Annotated in this window: 15 protein-coding genes; 4 read left to right on the top strand and 11 right to left on the bottom strand. The window is 68.8% G+C overall.

Annotation, left to right across the window (positions count from 1 at the left end; translation table 11 throughout):
* Positions 1-23 precede the first annotated feature (23 nt).
* The 7 genes from ruvB to pdxS all read right to left on the bottom strand — a co-directional run bounded on the left by ruvB (position 24) and on the right by pdxS (position 6,349).
* Positions 24-1,064: a Holliday junction branch migration DNA helicase RuvB gene (gene ruvB / locus AB4Y74_RS09375; RefSeq protein WP_441798821.1), complete on the bottom strand. Its 1,041-nt coding sequence runs from the start codon at positions 1,062-1,064 to the stop codon at positions 24-26.
* Positions 1,061-1,678: a Holliday junction branch migration protein RuvA gene (gene ruvA / locus AB4Y74_RS09380; RefSeq protein ID WP_441798822.1), complete on the bottom strand. Its 618-nt coding sequence runs from the start codon at positions 1,676-1,678 to the stop codon at positions 1,061-1,063. The genes ruvB and ruvA overlap by 4 nt, the downstream gene beginning before the upstream one ends.
* Positions 1,675-2,265 (bottom strand): crossover junction endodeoxyribonuclease RuvC, encoded by a 591-nt coding sequence (gene ruvC, locus AB4Y74_RS09385; RefSeq protein ID WP_441800426.1) that lies wholly within the window; start codon positions 2,263-2,265, stop codon positions 1,675-1,677. The genes ruvA and ruvC overlap by 4 nt, the downstream gene beginning before the upstream one ends.
* Positions 2,266-2,280: 15 nt before the next feature.
* Entirely contained in the window at positions 2,281-3,045 is a 765-nt protein-coding gene (locus AB4Y74_RS09390) for a YebC/PmpR family DNA-binding transcriptional regulator (RefSeq protein WP_441798823.1), read from the bottom strand.
* A 77-nt stretch (positions 3,046-3,122) separates the two neighbouring features.
* On the bottom strand, positions 3,123-4,766 hold the full coding sequence (locus AB4Y74_RS09395) for an FAD-dependent oxidoreductase (RefSeq protein ID WP_441798824.1): 1,644 nt from the start codon (positions 4,764-4,766) through the stop codon (positions 3,123-3,125).
* 91 nt (positions 4,767-4,857) lie between these two features.
* A complete protein-coding gene (gene pdxT, locus AB4Y74_RS09400; RefSeq protein WP_441798825.1) occupies positions 4,858-5,457 on the bottom strand; it encodes a pyridoxal 5'-phosphate synthase glutaminase subunit PdxT in 600 nt (199 codons plus the stop codon).
* Positions 5,447-6,349, bottom strand: a complete 903-nt coding sequence (pdxS, locus tag AB4Y74_RS09405) for a pyridoxal 5'-phosphate synthase lyase subunit PdxS (RefSeq protein WP_441798826.1) — start codon at positions 6,347-6,349, stop codon at positions 5,447-5,449. Before pdxS ends, pdxT begins: the two co-directional genes overlap by 11 nt.
* A gap of 96 nt (positions 6,350-6,445) precedes the next feature.
* On the opposite strand from pdxS, the gene AB4Y74_RS09410 reads away from it, so the two are divergent.
* Both AB4Y74_RS09410 and pdxY read left to right on the top strand, forming a co-directional pair.
* Positions 6,446-7,753: an aminotransferase class I/II-fold pyridoxal phosphate-dependent enzyme gene (locus AB4Y74_RS09410; protein WP_441798827.1), complete on the top strand. Its 1,308-nt coding sequence runs from the start codon at positions 6,446-6,448 to the stop codon at positions 7,751-7,753.
* 28 nt (positions 7,754-7,781) lie between these two features.
* Positions 7,782-8,633 carry a pyridoxal kinase PdxY gene (pdxY, locus tag AB4Y74_RS09415; RefSeq protein ID WP_441798828.1) on the top strand — a complete coding sequence of 284 codons (852 nt, stop codon included), beginning with the start codon at positions 7,782-7,784 and terminating at the stop codon, positions 8,631-8,633.
* Positions 8,634-8,743: 110 nt separating this feature from the next.
* Here pdxY and AB4Y74_RS09420 read toward each other — a convergent pair whose 3' ends face one another.
* Both AB4Y74_RS09420 and thrS read right to left on the bottom strand, forming a co-directional pair.
* Complete coding sequence (locus AB4Y74_RS09420) at positions 8,744-9,334, bottom strand: HIT family protein (protein WP_441798829.1); 591 nt, start codon at positions 9,332-9,334, stop codon at positions 8,744-8,746.
* Complete coding sequence (gene thrS / locus AB4Y74_RS09425) at positions 9,322-11,304, bottom strand: threonine--tRNA ligase (protein ID WP_441798830.1); 1,983 nt, start codon at positions 11,302-11,304, stop codon at positions 9,322-9,324. Before thrS ends, AB4Y74_RS09420 begins: the two co-directional genes overlap by 13 nt.
* A 174-nt stretch (positions 11,305-11,478) precedes the next feature.
* On the opposite strand from thrS, the gene AB4Y74_RS09430 reads away from it, so the two are divergent.
* Positions 11,479-13,545: a cell wall-binding repeat-containing protein gene (locus tag AB4Y74_RS09430; protein ID WP_441798831.1), complete on the top strand. Its 2,067-nt coding sequence runs from the start codon at positions 11,479-11,481 to the stop codon at positions 13,543-13,545.
* Between the two features lie 25 nt (positions 13,546-13,570).
* Here the strand turns inward: AB4Y74_RS09430 and AB4Y74_RS09435 are convergent, their stop codons facing one another.
* Together AB4Y74_RS09435 and AB4Y74_RS09440 are read right to left on the bottom strand one after the other, a co-directional pair.
* The gene (locus AB4Y74_RS09435) at positions 13,571-14,113 is read right to left on the bottom strand and encodes a nucleotidyl transferase AbiEii/AbiGii toxin family protein (protein ID WP_441798832.1); all 543 of its coding nucleotides are present in this window, start codon (positions 14,111-14,113) and stop codon (positions 13,571-13,573) included.
* The gene (locus AB4Y74_RS09440) at positions 14,110-14,685 is read right to left on the bottom strand and encodes a helix-turn-helix domain-containing protein (RefSeq protein WP_441798833.1); all 576 of its coding nucleotides are present in this window, start codon (positions 14,683-14,685) and stop codon (positions 14,110-14,112) included. The genes AB4Y74_RS09435 and AB4Y74_RS09440 overlap by 4 nt, the downstream gene beginning before the upstream one ends.
* Before the next feature lie 173 nt (positions 14,686-14,858).
* On the opposite strand from AB4Y74_RS09440, the gene AB4Y74_RS09445 reads away from it, so the two are divergent.
* The gene (locus AB4Y74_RS09445; protein WP_441798834.1) at positions 14,859-15,296 is read left to right on the top strand and encodes a hypothetical protein; all 438 of its coding nucleotides are present in this window, start codon (positions 14,859-14,861) and stop codon (positions 15,294-15,296) included.
* Positions 15,297-15,304: the final 8 nt, after the last annotated feature.

Raw genomic sequence — 15,304 nt, forward strand, 5'->3', positions numbered from 1 at the left:
GTTGGCCGAACGGCCAGCTTGGATTATATGTCATCCACCAGCGTCGGAGGCTGGGAGGAATCCAGCTTCCGGCTGGGGATCCCCAGGTGCCGCCATGCGGCGGCCGTCGCCATGCGCCCGCGCGGCGTGCGCGTGAGCAATCCGATGCGCACCAGGAACGGCTCGACGACCGACTCGATCGTCTCCGCTTCTTCGCCGACGGACACTGCAAGGGTGTTGAGACCCACCGGTCCCCCGTCGAAGCGCTCGAGGATGATCTGCAGCACGGCACGGTCGAGTCGGTCGAGGCCGAGCGCGTCGACGTCGTACAGCTCGAGGGCGGCGCGCACCGCGGCCACGTCCGCTCGTCCGCCGTGCACGAGCGCATAGTCGCGCACCCGGCGCAGCAGGCGGTTCGCGATGCGCGGGGTACCGCGGCAGCGTCCGGCGATCTCGGCCAGCGCCTCCCGGTCGACCTCGAAATCGAGCATGGTCGCGGCCCGCGTCAGCACCTGCGTGAGCTCGGCCTCGTCGTAGAACTCCAGGTGGGCGGTGAAACCGAAGCGGTCGCGCAGTGGATTGGGCAGCAGCCCCGAACGCGTCGTCGCGCCCACCAGCGTGAAGGGTGCCAGGTCGAGCGGGATCGACGTGGCGCCCGCTCCCTTGCCGACCATGATGTCGATGCGGAAGTCTTCCATCGCGAGGTACAGCATCTCCTCCGCGGACCGCGCCATGCGGTGGATCTCGTCGATGAACAGCACCTCGCCGGGCGTGAGGGACGACAGGAGCGCCGCGAGGTCGCCCGCGTGCTGGATCGCCGGTCCGCTCGACAGCCGGAGCGGCCGCTCGCTCTCGTGCGCGACGATCATCGCGAGCGTCGTCTTCCCGAGCCCGGGAGGGCCGGCGAGCAGGATGTGGTCGGCTGTCCGCTCCTGCATCCGCGCCGCGGTCAGCAAGAGCTGCAGCTGGCCGCGGACCTTCGACTGCCCGACGAACTCCGCGAGGCTCCGCGGACGCAGGGCGCCCTCGAAAGCGAGCTCGGACTCCGACTCGAGCTCGGGGGTGGTCAGGTCGTCATCGCTCACCGCGTCACCTGCGCAGGCCCGAGGCGCGCGAGGGTCAGCCGCAGCAGCGTCTGGACACTGTCGCGCTCCGTCTCGGCGGTGTCAGCGATCACGTCGGCGATGGCCTCGGACGCAGTGCGCTCCTGCCAGCCGAGCCCGACGAGCGCCACCAGCACGCTGTCGGCGACCGAGGACGGCTTCCCCGCGGTCTGGGCGACGGGCGCAGGGCGCCGCACTGCGGCGAGCTTGCCGGTCAGGGACACGACGATGAGCTTGGCCGTTTTCGGCCCGATTCCGGACACTTTCCGGAACGGCGCGTCGTCGTCAGCGGCGACGGCGCCCGCGATGTCATCCGGCGACAGCACGGAGAGCACACCGATCGCCGACTTCGGCCCGACGCCCGAGACGCCGGTGAGCAGGTCGAACACCTCCAGCTGCTCGCGGTCGGAGAACCCGAACAGCTGAAGCGCATCTTCACGGACGATCAACGCGGTGTAGAGGAACGCCTCGTCTCCGACGCGGAGGGAAAGCACGTGGTCGGGCGTGAGCTGCACGGCGAAGCCGACGCCGCCCACCTCGATGACGGCGGTGCCGCCGCTCGCCGAGAGCACGGTACCGCGGAGGGAGGAGATCACTGTGCCAGCCTACGGGGAGCCGCCGACGCCCGACCGGAGCGCTCCGCGGCGCGCCACGCCGCCTGCGCCGGCGTGAGCGCCGTGCCGCTCGCGCCGCCGGCGTCCGCCGCGACCGGGCCGCCACGCCACGCGTGGCAGATCGCGATGGCCAGGGCGTCTGCCGCGTCGGCCGGCTTCGGCACCTCGGCGAGCCCGAGGATGCGGGCGACCATGACCTGCACCTGCTTCTTGTCGGCGGAGCCGTATCCCGTGACCGCGGCCTTCACCTCGCTCGGGGTGTGCAGCCCGACGGGCAGACCGCGCTTCGCTGCGGAATGCAGAGCGACGCCGCTCACCTGGGCCGTCCCCATGACGGTGCGGAGATTGTGCTGCGCGAAGACGCGCTCGATCGCGACGACCGCGGGGCGGTGCAGCTCGAGCAGTTCCTCGATTCCGTTGCCGACGGCGAGGAGGCGTTCCTCGAGGGGCATACCGGGAGGCGTCCGGATCACGGTGACGTCGACGAGGGTCGCTCGGCGGTCGGGACGCACATCCACGATCCCCACGCCGCAGCGCGTCAGACCCGGGTCGATGCCGAGCACCCGGATCGTCACGGTCGCGTCCTACTCGTCGTCGTCGTCGAGCTGCGCCTGCACCTCGGGGCTGATGTCGAGGTTCGTGTAGACGTTCTGCACGTCGTCCGAGTCTTCGAGCGCGTCGATCAGGCGGAAGACCTTGCGGGCGACCTCGGCGTCGGCGTCGACGTTGACCGTGGCGACGAACTCCGCGTCGGCCGAGTCGTAGTCGATTCCGGCCTCCTGCAGCGCGGTGCGCGCGGCGACGAGGTCGGAGGCCTCGGTCAGCACCTCGAAGCTCTCACCGCGGTCGGTCACATCTTCGGCGCCGGCGTCGAGCACGGCGGCGAGCACGGTGTCCTCATCCACCCCGTCGGCGTGCGGGACCAGGATGACGCCCTTGCGGTGGAAGTTGTAGGCGACGCTACCCGGGTCGGCCATGGTGCCGCCGTTGCGCGTCATGGCCGTGCGGACCTCGGCCGCCGCGCGGTTCTTGTTCTCGGTGAGGCACTCGATCAGCAGGGCGACACCGCCCGGACCGTAGCCCTCGTACATGATCGTCGTGTAGTCGATCGACTCACCGGTGAGGCCGGCACCGCGCTTGATCGCGCGGTCGATGTTGTCGTTCGGGACGGAGGTCTTCTTGGCCTTCTGCACCGCATCGACGAGCGTCGGGTTGCCGGACATGTCGGCGCCGCCGGTCTTCGCCGCGACCTCGATGTTCTTGATGAGCTTGGCGAAGGACTTCGCGCGGCGGGAGTCGATGACCGCCTTCTTGTGCTTGGTCGTCGCCCACTTGGAATGCCCGGACACTGGTGCTCCCTCGGATTACGTTTCGAACCTGACCATAGTAATGCCTCGGCTCCGCGTGATCCGGTCTGCGGAACGGGTCAGCGCGCCGCCAGCGCGCGATGCACGGACGAGACGGCGCTGGCGCCCTCGCCGACGGCGGCCGCGATGCGTTTCATCGACCCGTGCCGAACATCCCCCGCGGCGAACACCCCGGGGATGCTCGTCTCGTACGGGAACGGTCGCCGAACGTCGTCCTCCCCGGCAGGCACGTCGACGTCGGTCAGCAGGAAGCCGCTCGCGTCGACGGCGACGCCGGTCAGCCAGTCGGCCTGCGGTTGCGCCCCGACGAAGCAGAACAGCGCGGCCGCGGGCACGACCGTCTCGACGCCGGAGGAAGCGAGGGTGACCCCGTCCAGCTGCGTATCCCCGTGCAGCGCCGTCACATCGGAGGAGGTGTGGACGCGGATGCGCGCGTGCGACGTCACCCGCTCGACCAGGTACGCCGACATCTTGGCCTCGATGGCCGGGCCGCGGACGACGAGGCTCACTTCGCTCCCGAGCCCCGCCAGGTACAGCGCGGCCTGTCCGGCCGAGTTGGCGCCCCCGACCACCACGGCGGGTCGCCGGTCGACGGCTCGCGCCTCCAAATCGGTGGTGGCGAAGAAGATGCTGCCGCCTTCGAAGTCCGCCCAGCGGTCGAGCGGCAGGCGACGGTAGCGTGCACCGGTCGCGATCACCACCGCCCGGGCAATCAGGTCGTCGCCTTCGGCGAGCCGGAGTCTGAGCCCGTCCGCGGTGCGCGTCAGTTCGCTGATCTGGGTCGGCGCCGACACCCGAACCCCGAACTTGAGCGCTTGGACAAGCCCGAGCTCGGTCAGTTCGGCCCCGGAGACGCCGGCCGGAAAGCCCAGATAGTTCTCGATCCGGGAGCTCGCCGCCGCCTGGCCCCCCGGAGCCAGGGCATCCACCACCAGGGTCGACAGCCCCTCGGAGGCGCCGTAGATGCCCGCCGCCAGGCCCGCGGGCCCCGCCCCGACCACGACCAGGTCGAAACGATCCCCATCGCGGTACCGGTAGGCGAGGCCGACCGCCTCCGCGAGAGCCAGGGGCGTTGCGGAGGGCAACGCCGTGCCCCGCGTGATCACCAGGGGGAGGTCGCCCTCGCCGTGACCAGTGCTCTCGAGGAGCCGGCGGCCGGCTTCGGTGGAGGCGTCAATCCAGCGGTGCGGCAACTCCATCCGCGCCGCGTACCGGCGGAGGGCGAGCGATGCGCCCGACGCCTCGTCGCCGACGATCTCCACGGCCCTGTCGGCAGCGGCCATCAACAGGCGGCGGCGAGCTCGGAACGCGTCGAGCAGAGCCTCCGACAGGGCACCGTCGGTCGCCATCACCTGCTTGAAGGCGGCGTTCGGGATGCGGCGCACCCGCCCGGCTTCGGTCATCACCGCCGTCAGCAGCGACCGCTGACCGCTCAGCATGCTCATCTCGCCCAGGAACTCCCCCGCATGCCATTGCGCCACCGTCCGCGCGGGCGAATCGGACGTCGCCTCGCGGATGATGTCGACCTGTCCGGACTCCATGACGAAGAAGTCGAGGTGCTCGTCGCCCGCCTGGAACAGCACGTCGCCCTCGGCCCGCTCCTCGGAGTTACCCAGCGCGAGCAGCCGGTCGAGTTCGTCCCGCTCCAGGACGGGGTTGGCGGCGGTGCCGACGGGGACACGGAACGGCGGGCGCTCAGCCACGCGGAATCCGGGACGAGGATGCGGCGGCGGCCTGGGCGACAAGGGTCACGCCGCGATCATAGGGGGCAACACACGCGGTGCACCATGGCGGTCAGCCCGCGGCGCGCACCTTGGCGAGGAAGTACTCGTGGAACCGCGTGTCGCCGGTGATCTCGGGATGGAACGACGTGCCGAGCAGGTTGCCCTGCTCCACCGCCACCACGCGCCCGTCTGCCACCTGTGCGAGCGGGGTAGCCCCGCCACCCACCTCTTCGACGATGGGCGCGCGGATGAACACCGCGTGCATGGGCGCGTCGCCGACCGCCGGGATGTGAAGGTCGGTCTCGAACGAGTCCAGCTGCGAGCCGAACGCATTGCGCCGCACCGCCACATCCAGACCGCCCAGGGTCTGCTGCCCGGCGATGCCGTCGATGATGCGGTCGGCGAGCATGATCAGGCCGGCGCACGTGCCGTAGACCGGCAGCCCGCCGGCGATGGCCGCCCGCAACGGCTCGGCCAGCCCGAACGATCGGGACAGCTTGTCCATGACGCTCGACTCGCCACCCGGGATGACCAGGCCGCCGATCTCCTCCAACTCGGCCGGACGGCGCACCGGAACAGCGTCGGTGCCCAGCCCCCGCAGGACCGCGAGGTGCTCGCGGAAGTCGCCCTGCAGGGCGAGGACGCCGACCTTCTGTGCCCTACCAGCCACGCTCGGCCAGGCGGTGCGGCGCCGGGAGGTCTGACACGTTGATGCCGACCATCGCCTCGCCGAGACCGCGCGACACCTCAGCGATGACCGACGGGTCGTCGTAGAAGGTGGTGGCCTTCACGATCGCGGCCGCACGCTGCTCCGGGTTGCCGGACTTGAAAATGCCCGAGCCGACGAACACGCCGTCGGAACCCAGCTGCATCATCATCGCCGCGTCAGCCGGAGTGGCGACGCCGCCCGCGGTGAACAGCACCACCGGGAGCTTGCCGGTGTCGGCGATCTCGCGGACCAGCTCGTACGGCGCCTGCAGCTCCTTGGCGGCGACGTACAGTTCGTCCTTGGCCATCGAACGCAGGGAGTTGATCTCCGACGTGATCGTGCGGATGTGCTTGGTCGCCTCGGAGACGTCGCCGGTGCCGGCCTCGCCTTTGGAACGGATCATCGCGGCGCCCTCGGTGATGCGACGGAGCGCCTCGCCGAGGTTGGTGGCGCCGCAGACGAAGGGGACAGTGAAGTTCCACTTGTCGATGTGGTTCACGTAGTCGGCGGGCGACAGCACCTCGGACTCGTCGATGTAGTCGACATCCAGCGCCTGCAGCACCTGCGCTTCGACGAAGTGGCCGATGCGGGCCTTCGCCATGACGGGGATCGAGACTTCGGCGATGATCGCCTCGATGAGGTCGGGGTCGCTCATGCGGGCGACACCGCCCTGCGAGCGGATGTCGGCGGGAACGCGCTCGAGCGCCATCACGGCGACGGCGCCGGCGTCTTCGGCGATGCGGGCCTGCTGGGGCGTGACGACGTCCATGATGACGCCGCCCTTCAGCATTTCGGCGAGCCCGCGCTTGACGCGGCTCGATCCGATCGCGGTGCCCTGTTCGCTGTCAGTCATGATCGCCCTCTCGTGCAGTACAAAGATTGTTTTGGCCTATGCCGAACGATAGCATCCTGGTCCGCTGTCGATAGACTCGCAGGCGTCGGGAGGGACATGGACCACACCATCACGGGCGCCACCGCGTCCGAGATCGCCGCGAGCGTACGCGCACTGCATGAGCGCGGCGCGCTCCGCACCGGCGACCCCCTTCCTCCGGTGCGCGAACTCGCCGCCCAGCTCGGCGTGAACCGGAACACCGCCGTCGCCGCCTACCGCCTGCTCGCCCAGGCCGGGGTCGTCACGGCCCGCGGCCGTGCCGGGACCGTCGTCGCCGGCCTCGCCGCGGTCGCGCAGGAGGGCTACGCCGCCGACAGCGTGCTGCGCGACATCGGTACCGGCAATCCCGACCCCGGCCGCATCCCGGACCTGACCACGGCACTGGCCGGAGCGATCGGGCGCCCGGTGCTCTACGGCGAGCCGGTGATCGACCCGGCGCTCGAAGAACGTGCCCTCGCCTGGGTCGGCGACGACCTCCCCGACCGCCCGATCCGCATCACGGTGACGAACGGAGCGGTGGATGCGGTCGAGCGGCTGCTCGCGCAAGCCCTGCTTCGCGACGATGCGGTCGCGCTGGAGGACCCGTGCTTCCTCGCGAGCATCCACACCGTGCGGCTGGGCGGCTACCGAGCCATCCCGGTGGCGGTGGATGCGGAGGGCATGACCGTCGAGGGCTTGCGCGCCGCGCTCGACGCCGGCGTCCGCGCCATCATCTGCACGCCGCGCGCCCAGAATCCGACCGGAGCCACGCTGTCCCCCGCCCGGGCCGCCGCCCTGCGCGCAGTGCTCGCCGATCATCCGTATGTGCTGGTCATCGAGGACGACCACTTCTCGATGCTCTCGCAGCGCCCCTACGAGACGCTCATCGGCCCGGACCACCGCCGCTACGCCCTCGTCCGGTCGGTGTCGAAGTCACTCGGGCCGGACATGTGTCTCGCGGTCGCCGCCACGGACCCGGAGACCGCCGAGCGGCTCTCATTCCGGCTCAGTCCGGGCACGACGTGGGTGAGCCACATCCTGCAGCGCCTCGTGCTGGCGCAGCTCACGGACGATGCGGCGCTGCGTGAGGTCGCCGCTGCCGGACGCCACTACGCCGAGCGCAACCGCGCCTTCGCGGCGCGGCTGACCGAGCGCGGGCTCCCGACGGAGGCAGGCGACGGCCTCAACCTCTGGGTCGACCTGCGAGTCGAGGCGAAGGTTGTCGCCGACCGGCTGACGCGACGCGGCTGGCTCGCCCGCACCGGCGACGAGTTCGTGCTGGGCGAGCATCCATCCGCCTCCCACCATCTGCGGCTGACCGTCCACGATCTCACCGAGGACGAGACGGAACGACTCCTCGACGATCTGGCCGACGCCGCGAAGTGACCGCCGATCGAGGTGAGAGGATCGGGGGATGAAGATCCTCTCGATCCAGTCCGCGGTCGCCTACGGTCACGTCGGCAACTCCGCCGCCGTCTTCCCGCTCCAGCGCATCGGCGTCGAGGTGCTCCCCGTCTACACGGTGAACTTCTCCAACCACACCGGCTACGGCGCCTGGCGCGGTCCCCTGATCTCGCCCGACGACGTCCGCGACGTCATCACCGGCATCGAAGAGCGCGGTGTGCTCGGTCAGGTGGATGCGGTCCTCTCCGGCTACCAGGGCGGTGAGGGCATCGGCGACGTCATCATCGACGCCGTCGCGCGGGTGAAGGCCGCCAACCCGGACGCCGTCTACGCCTGCGACCCGGTGATGGGCAACGCGAAGTCCGGCTGCTTCGTCGCGCCCGCCATCCCGGTGCTGCTGCGCGAGCGCGTGGTGCCGGTCGCCGACATCATCACGCCGAACCAGTTCGAGCTCGGCTTCCTGACCGAGACCTCCCCGGACACCCTCGAGTCCACGCTGGAGTCGGTGGATGCGGCTCGCGCGATGGGTCCGCGGACGGTTCTCGTGACCAGTGTCGAGCGTCCCGATGCGCCGGCCGACACGATCGAGATGCTGGCCGTCGACGACGCCGGCGCGTGGATCGTCCAGACCCCGCGGCTCCCGATGAAGGCCAACGGCTCGGGAGACGTCACGGCTGCGCTGTTCACCGCGCACTACGTCCGAACCGGGGATGCCGAGCTCGCGCTTCGCAAGACGGTGTCGAGCGTGTTCGACCTCCTCACCCGCACGCTCGAGTCCGGCGAGCGGGAGCTGCAGCTCGTCGAGTCGCAGGAGTCGTACGCGCACCCGCGCGAGCAGTTCCCCGTGCGTCAGGTCCGCTGAGGGCCTCCCGCCCGCAAACGACTGCGCCCTTTCGGAACGTCTGCGGTGCGGCGCCGAGGCGCAATTGTTCCGTGAGGCAGCAGACACCACTGGTGGGCTTGGCGGTCGGGTCAGGCGTCCTGAGGCCAGGCGTTGGCGATCGTCTCGCGGACGTCGCCCAGCAGCTGCGGCAGCGCCTTCGTCCTGGCGATGATCGGGAAGAAGTTCGCATCCTGGGCCCAGCGCGGGACGATGTGCTGGTGCAGGTGCGCCGCGATTCCGGCGCCGGCGACGACCCCCTGATTCATGCCGATGTTGAACCCGTCGTTCTTCGACACCTCGCGGATGACGCGCATCGCCGTCTGGGTGATGCTGCCGATCTCGGCGACCTCCTCCGGCGTCGCCTCGTCGTATAGGGCGATGTGACGATACGGGCAGACCAGCAGGTGACCGCTGTTGTACGGGAACAGGTTGAGCAGCGCGTACGCGTGCTCCCCGCGCGCGACGATCAGCGCATCCTCGTCGCTCAGAGTCGGGGCGATGCAAAACGGGCAGTCGTCTTTGTTGGGCTGCTGTCCGTTCTGGATGTAGACCATCCGGTGCGGAGTCCAGAGGCGCTGGAACTCATCCGGGACGCCCACCAGGTAGGACGGGTCGTCGACGCGGACGGGCTCACCCGCGTCGGACGCCCCGTCGTGCGAACCCAGGTTCAGTCGTGCCATGCCGTATTGACCAACTCGTGCGCGCGGATGCTCTCGACGATCCGTTCGATCGCGTCGTCGACCGTCACTCCGTTGCTCTGTGTGCCGTCGCGGAAGCGGAAGCTGACCGTGCCGGCCGAGGCATCCTCTTCGCCCACGATCAGCTGGAACGGTACTTTGGCCTTCGTGTGGGTGCGGATCTTCTTCTGCATGCGGTCGTCCGAGTGGTCGACCTCCGCGCGAACGCCGCGGGCGCGCAGACGCGAGATCACGTCGTCGAGGAACGGCGCGTACTGGTCGGCGACCGGGATACCGACCACCTGGACCGGCGACAGCCACACCGGGAACGCCCCCGCGTAGTGCTCCAGCAGGATCGCGAAGAACCGCTCGATAGAACCGAGCAGTGCGCGGTGGATCATCGCAGGCTGTTTGCGTGTGCCGTCGGCCGCGTTGTACTCCAGCTCGAACAGCTCCGGCTGGTTGAAGTCCAGCTGGACCGTCGACAGCTGCCAGGTGCGCCCGATGGCGTCGCGGGCCTGCACCGAGATCTTCGGGCCGTAGAACGCGGCGCCGCCCGGATCATCCACGAGCTCCAGCCCGGACTCCACTGCGACTTGGCGAAGGGTCTCGGTGGCGGTCTCCCAGCTCTCGTCGCTTCCGACGTACTTGTCCGGGTCCTTGGTCGACAGCTCCAGGTAGAAGTCGGTCAGGCCGTAGCCGCGCAGCGTCTCGAGGACGAACTCGAGCTGCCGGGTGACCTCGTCCTTGATCTGCTCCTCGGTGACGTAGATGTGCGCGTCGTCCTGGGTCAGGCCGCGCACGCGGGTCAGACCGGCGAGCGTGCCCGACTTCTCGTACCGGTACACGGTCCCGAATTCTGCAAGGCGAAGCGGGAGTTCGCGGTAGCTGCGTCCGCGCGCCCGGTAGATCAGGTTGTGCATCGGGCAGTTCATCGGCTTGAGGTAGTAGTCCTGCCCCTGCCGGGTGATGTTGCCGTCAGCGTCCTGCTCCTCATCGAGGTGCATGGGCGGGAACATGCCCTCCTTGTACCAGTTGAGGTGCTGACTGGTCTCGAAGAGGTGCGCCTTGGTGATGTGCGGGGTGTTGACGAGCTCGTAGTCGTTCGCGATGAGGCGCTCGCGCATGTAGTTCTCGATCTCGTTGCGGATGATTCCGCCCTTGGGGTGGAACACCGCCAGTCCCGAGCCAATCTCCTCCGGGAAGGAGAAGAGGTCCATCTCCGCGCCGAGCTTGCGGTGGTCGCGCTTGGCGGCCTCCTCCATGCGCGTCTGGTAGGCGCGCAGTTCGTCCTTACTCGGCCACGCGGTGCCGTAGATGCGCTGCAGCTGCTTGTTCTTCTCGTTGCCGCGCCAGTACGCCGCAGCGACGCGGGTGAGGGCCCAGCCGTTGCCGATCATGCGAGTGTTCGGCAGGTGGGGACCGCGGCAGAGGTCTTTCCAGACGGTCTCGCCCGTCTTCGGGTCGACGTTGTCGTAGATGGTCAGCTCGCCCGACCCGACCTCGACGCTCTCACTCTCGTCGAACGCGGCGGTGTCGCCGTGCTGGACGCCGCCCTTCAGGCCGATCAGCTCCAGCTTGTACGGCTCGCCCGCGAGCTCGGCGCGCGCCTCGTCGTCGGTGACGACCCGGCGGACGAACCGCTGGCCCGCTCGCTCGATGCGCGACATCTCTTTCTCGAGCGCCTTCAGATCTTCCGGAGTGAAGGAGTCGAGCACATCGAAGTCGTAGTAGAAGCCGTCGGTGATCGGCGGCCCGATGCCCAGCTTCGCCTCGGGGTTCACCGCCTGCACCGCCTGTGCGAGCACGTGCGCGGTGGAGTGGCGCAGGATGCTGAGGCCGTCGGGCGAGTCGATGGTGACCGGTTCCACGGTGTCCGTGGTCGTGACGGTCGTCGCGAGGTCCTTCAGCTCGCCGTTGACGCGCATCGCGACAACGGAACGGTCGGTGAAGAGCTCGAAGCCGTCGGCCACCTGTCCACTCCTTATTTCGTGGGTCGTCAGAGAACCCTCCAACTCTAGTCGGGTGCGCGGGACGGCCTCGCTTCGCTGTGCGAACACCCACCACCGGCCTCCCCCGCACGGGGGATGCTGGCGCGTTCATAGGACATGCAAAGGTCAAAGAGACCTCACCCGAAAGGTTCGCTCATGCGTCTCTGGATTCCCCTGTCCGCTGCCCTCGCCACTGTCGGCGCGCTTCTGGCAGGGCCTGTACTGCCGGCCGCCCCGGCCGCTGCAGCGGTGACCGCTGTCGCACCCGGCGACAGCACCACCGCATCCGCGGTGCTGGACGCCCTGACGGTTTCCGCCGACCAGACGGCGACCTACGACCGCTCCCTGTTCGAGCACTGGATCGACGCCGACAGCGATGGCTGCGACACCCGGTCGGAGGTCCTTCAAGAGGAGTCCGCCGTCCCCGTCGCATTCGGGAACGGCTGCACCGTCTCCACCGGCCAGTGGACGTCGTGGTACGACGGCGCCACGTGGACCAACGCCTCCGACGTGGACATCGACCACTTCGTCCCGCTGGCCGAGACCTGGCGATCCGGAGCCGCGACGTGGACAGCGGACCAGCGTCGCGACTACGCCAACGATCTCGGATACGACCTGACCTTGGTGGCTGTGACCGACAACGTCAACCAGTCGAAGAGCGACGACGACGTGGCGCACTGGCTCCCGCCGCTTGCTTCGGCTCACTGCCAGTACGCGGTGGACTGGGTGCTCGTGAAGTTCCGTTGGAACCTGACCGTCGACCCGACCGAGCGCGCATCCCTGGACGGGCTGCTCGGGGGCTCCTGCGGCGCGACGGTGGTCACCGCCCCACAGAAGGGCACGGCATCCGCGCCGACACCCTCGGGACTGGCCGTCAGCCGGATCGCCGGATCCGACCGGTATCAGGTAGCCGTCAATGTCTCGAAGAACTTCCCGACCGGCGTCCCCGTCGTCTACATCGCCAAGGGCACCGACTACCCGGACGCGCTGGCCGCTGGCCCGGCGGCAGCAAAGGCGGGCGGCCCGGTGCTGCTCGTCACGCCGACAGCTGTCCCGACCGCCGTCGAACAGGAGTTGCAGCGGTTGCAGCCGCAGAAGATCGTCGTCGTGGGCGGAACCGCATCCGTGCAGCCCGCCGTCTACAACCGCCTCGGGACGTTCGCGCCGGAGATCACCCGGGTCGACGGCGGCGACCGCTATGCGGTGTCACGAGCCCTCGTGCAGTACGCCTTCGGTGAGTCCGGAGCCTCGCGGGTGTACGTGACGACCGGCGCCAACTACCCGGACGCCCTCTCCGCGAGCCCTGCGGCGGGAACCCGCGGCGGCGCCGTGCTTCAGGTGCCCGGGGCTGCGGCGACTCTCGACCCCGCCGCGGCCGATCTCATCCGGTCGCTTCACCCGGATGACATCGCGATCGCCGGCGGTCCCAACTCGGTGTCCGCGGGTGTCGAGCAGGCGCTCAACGGGCTGGGCGCTCCGGGCGGAGTCCTCCGTCTCGCAGGAACAGACCGGTTCGAGGCGTCGCAGACGATCAACCACGACACCTTCCCCGCCGCCAACCAGGTGTTCGTCGCGACCGGGCTGAACTTCCCCGACGCGCTGGCCGGTGGCGCCTTCGCGGCGCGCGTGCACGCCCCGCTGTACGTGGTGCCGGGGACGTGCGTGCCGCAGTCGACGCTCGCTGACATCAAGGCACTGAATCCGGCGCAACTGACCATCCTCGGCGGGCCGAACTCGGTGAGCGCAGCCGTGGAGTCCCTGACGCCCTGCATCACCCCGCTGAGCGGCTCACTTAACCCGTCCTGCTCCCCCAGCCAGACGACGCTGAGCGCCTACAACCCAAACCCATTCCCCGTCGTCGTCTCCGTGGATGTGGATGGCAGCAGCAACCGCACCTTCAGCGTCCCGGCAGGATCGACGAACTCGGCGATCCTGAACCCCGGCGAAGACACGACGCACACCTTCGCGCTGCGCACCGTTCAGGATGGACGTGTGTTCTTCGCGCAGGCGTACAAGACGAACTGCGTGTCGGACGCCCCGCCACCGCCTCCTGCGCCGGTCCCGCCGGCGAACCCGGGCGACACGGTCGACTGCAAGGACTTCCCCAACTGGGCGCTCGCGCAATGGTGGTTCGAGCACTACTTCCCGTACTACGGCGACGTCGCGCGCCTCGATGGAAACCACGATGGAATTGCTTGCGAGAGTCTCCCCGGAGCGCCCTAACGGGGAGAGCTTGGTGACGTGCCCCTCACCGCGCGGCGAGGACCGCTTCGGCGAGCCACAGATACGACTGCCGCGAGTCGGGAAGTTCGATGGAGTCTTCGCCGTAGACCTGGAACGCGATATCGACGAGTTGCTGCGGATCGTCGATGCCGATGTGACGTGCCAGCACACGGAGGTCGTGCAGGTCTTGCTCCCGAGCCGCAGCGAGCTTCATTGCAATGAGTTGCTCGGCCGATGCGACGATGATCTGGAAGTCTTCGCCGTCCGGAGAAGGCGGATCAACGCGCAGCCACGATGCTCCCCTGGAGTTGACCCAGTCGACCTCAAGGCCGTGCTCCTGTGCCAGCTCGGCGATCACCTCGTCGACTTCGGGCCTCGGCAGGTAGACGGCGTCGACGTCCGCGGTCACTCTGATGGACGGATCGTCAGGGAAGCGCAGAGCCATGGCGGCGCCGCCAATGATGCGGATGTGGCCTTGCACGCCCCGCGCACGGAGCCGGCGTGCCAACTCGTCGAGCAGCGCACGGAGCTTTGCGGGATCGAGTTGCAGCCGCGGAGCCCGGCTCACGAACGTGTCAACGATCGCGCGTCGATGAAGATGTTGAGATCTCTCAATTCGGGAGGTGTCGACGTCTTAGCGCGCTCGCGGAGCGGCTCGAACTGAGAGACGAACCAGGGTCGGGACAGCTTTCGAGGTGTCGCCCAGGCAGGTTTTTCCTTGACCGGGATGGCCTGTCCGTAAAGCGCCGCGAAGAGGGTCTCCCATTTGCGATCCTTGATCACCGATTGGCGCGCCAGCTCGCGTTCTCCGAATTCGTCGCCACTCTCCCTCACGACTTGCGCGGCGCGGGTGAGCACTCGGAAGGCGTACGCCTCGCTGCCGGAGTCGAGCGCCGCGTTGATCTCGTCGGTCACTGCTTCAGCCCCATAGCGTGCGAGCGGGTGCTCTTCGACGACCGAGTACACGAAATGACCACCCATCGCTGCCAGAGCGCGCTCGAGTGACTCCACGCGGATGGTCCCTTCCCGCTCCGACTTCTCCAGTTGCGATATCGCTCCCTGAGTCACACCCAATCGCTGGGCAAGGGCGGCACCCGATATCCCGAGCCGCTGTCGGGTGGCCTGGATGAGATTGGGCATGCATAAAGTTTAGCTAAAGCTAATTATGTGCACAACCGGCTTCGAAGAGCCGCATCACGCGATTCAGTGGGAACGCCGTCCTTCCGACCCACGGGCAACGTATCCACCGATCGATGACGGTCTCAGGCCGAATGGTTGATCCGATGAGCGTTGCCGCTCGCGACGCTGGACGCATGACAGAAACGTCCATTCCCGCAGCGGTCCGCGCACGTGCCGACTCGGAACGCCACATCGCCCTCCGTCCCATCCTGATCCTCCTCACCGCATTCGTCGTGGTCAGCGCTGCGATGGAGGCGGTGCTCGTCATCCAGACCGCGACGGGAACCCCCGTGGGCATTGCGATCTGGATCCGCTGCTCGCTCGTGCTGGCGAGCTCGATTATCCTGCTCCTGATCGCCGGCAGCGCCGCCCGGGGCTCCCGCCCCTCACTAGTGCGCCTCCGGATCATCAGTCCGATCGTCGTCGCCGCGGTGGTGGTCATCGTCGCCATTCCCGGCTTCCTGCCCGATTGGGTGCGGATCGAGCAGGCCGTCTGCGGCGCTCTGGTCCTGCCGGTGGCGATTCTGGTCAACCTTCCGCACATCCGCTCGCACTTCCCGAAGGACGCGTAAGGTCTGCA

Source organism: Leifsonia sp. RAF41 (assembly GCF_052114085.1).
Classification (GTDB): domain Bacteria; phylum Actinomycetota; class Actinomycetes; order Actinomycetales; family Microbacteriaceae; genus Leifsonia.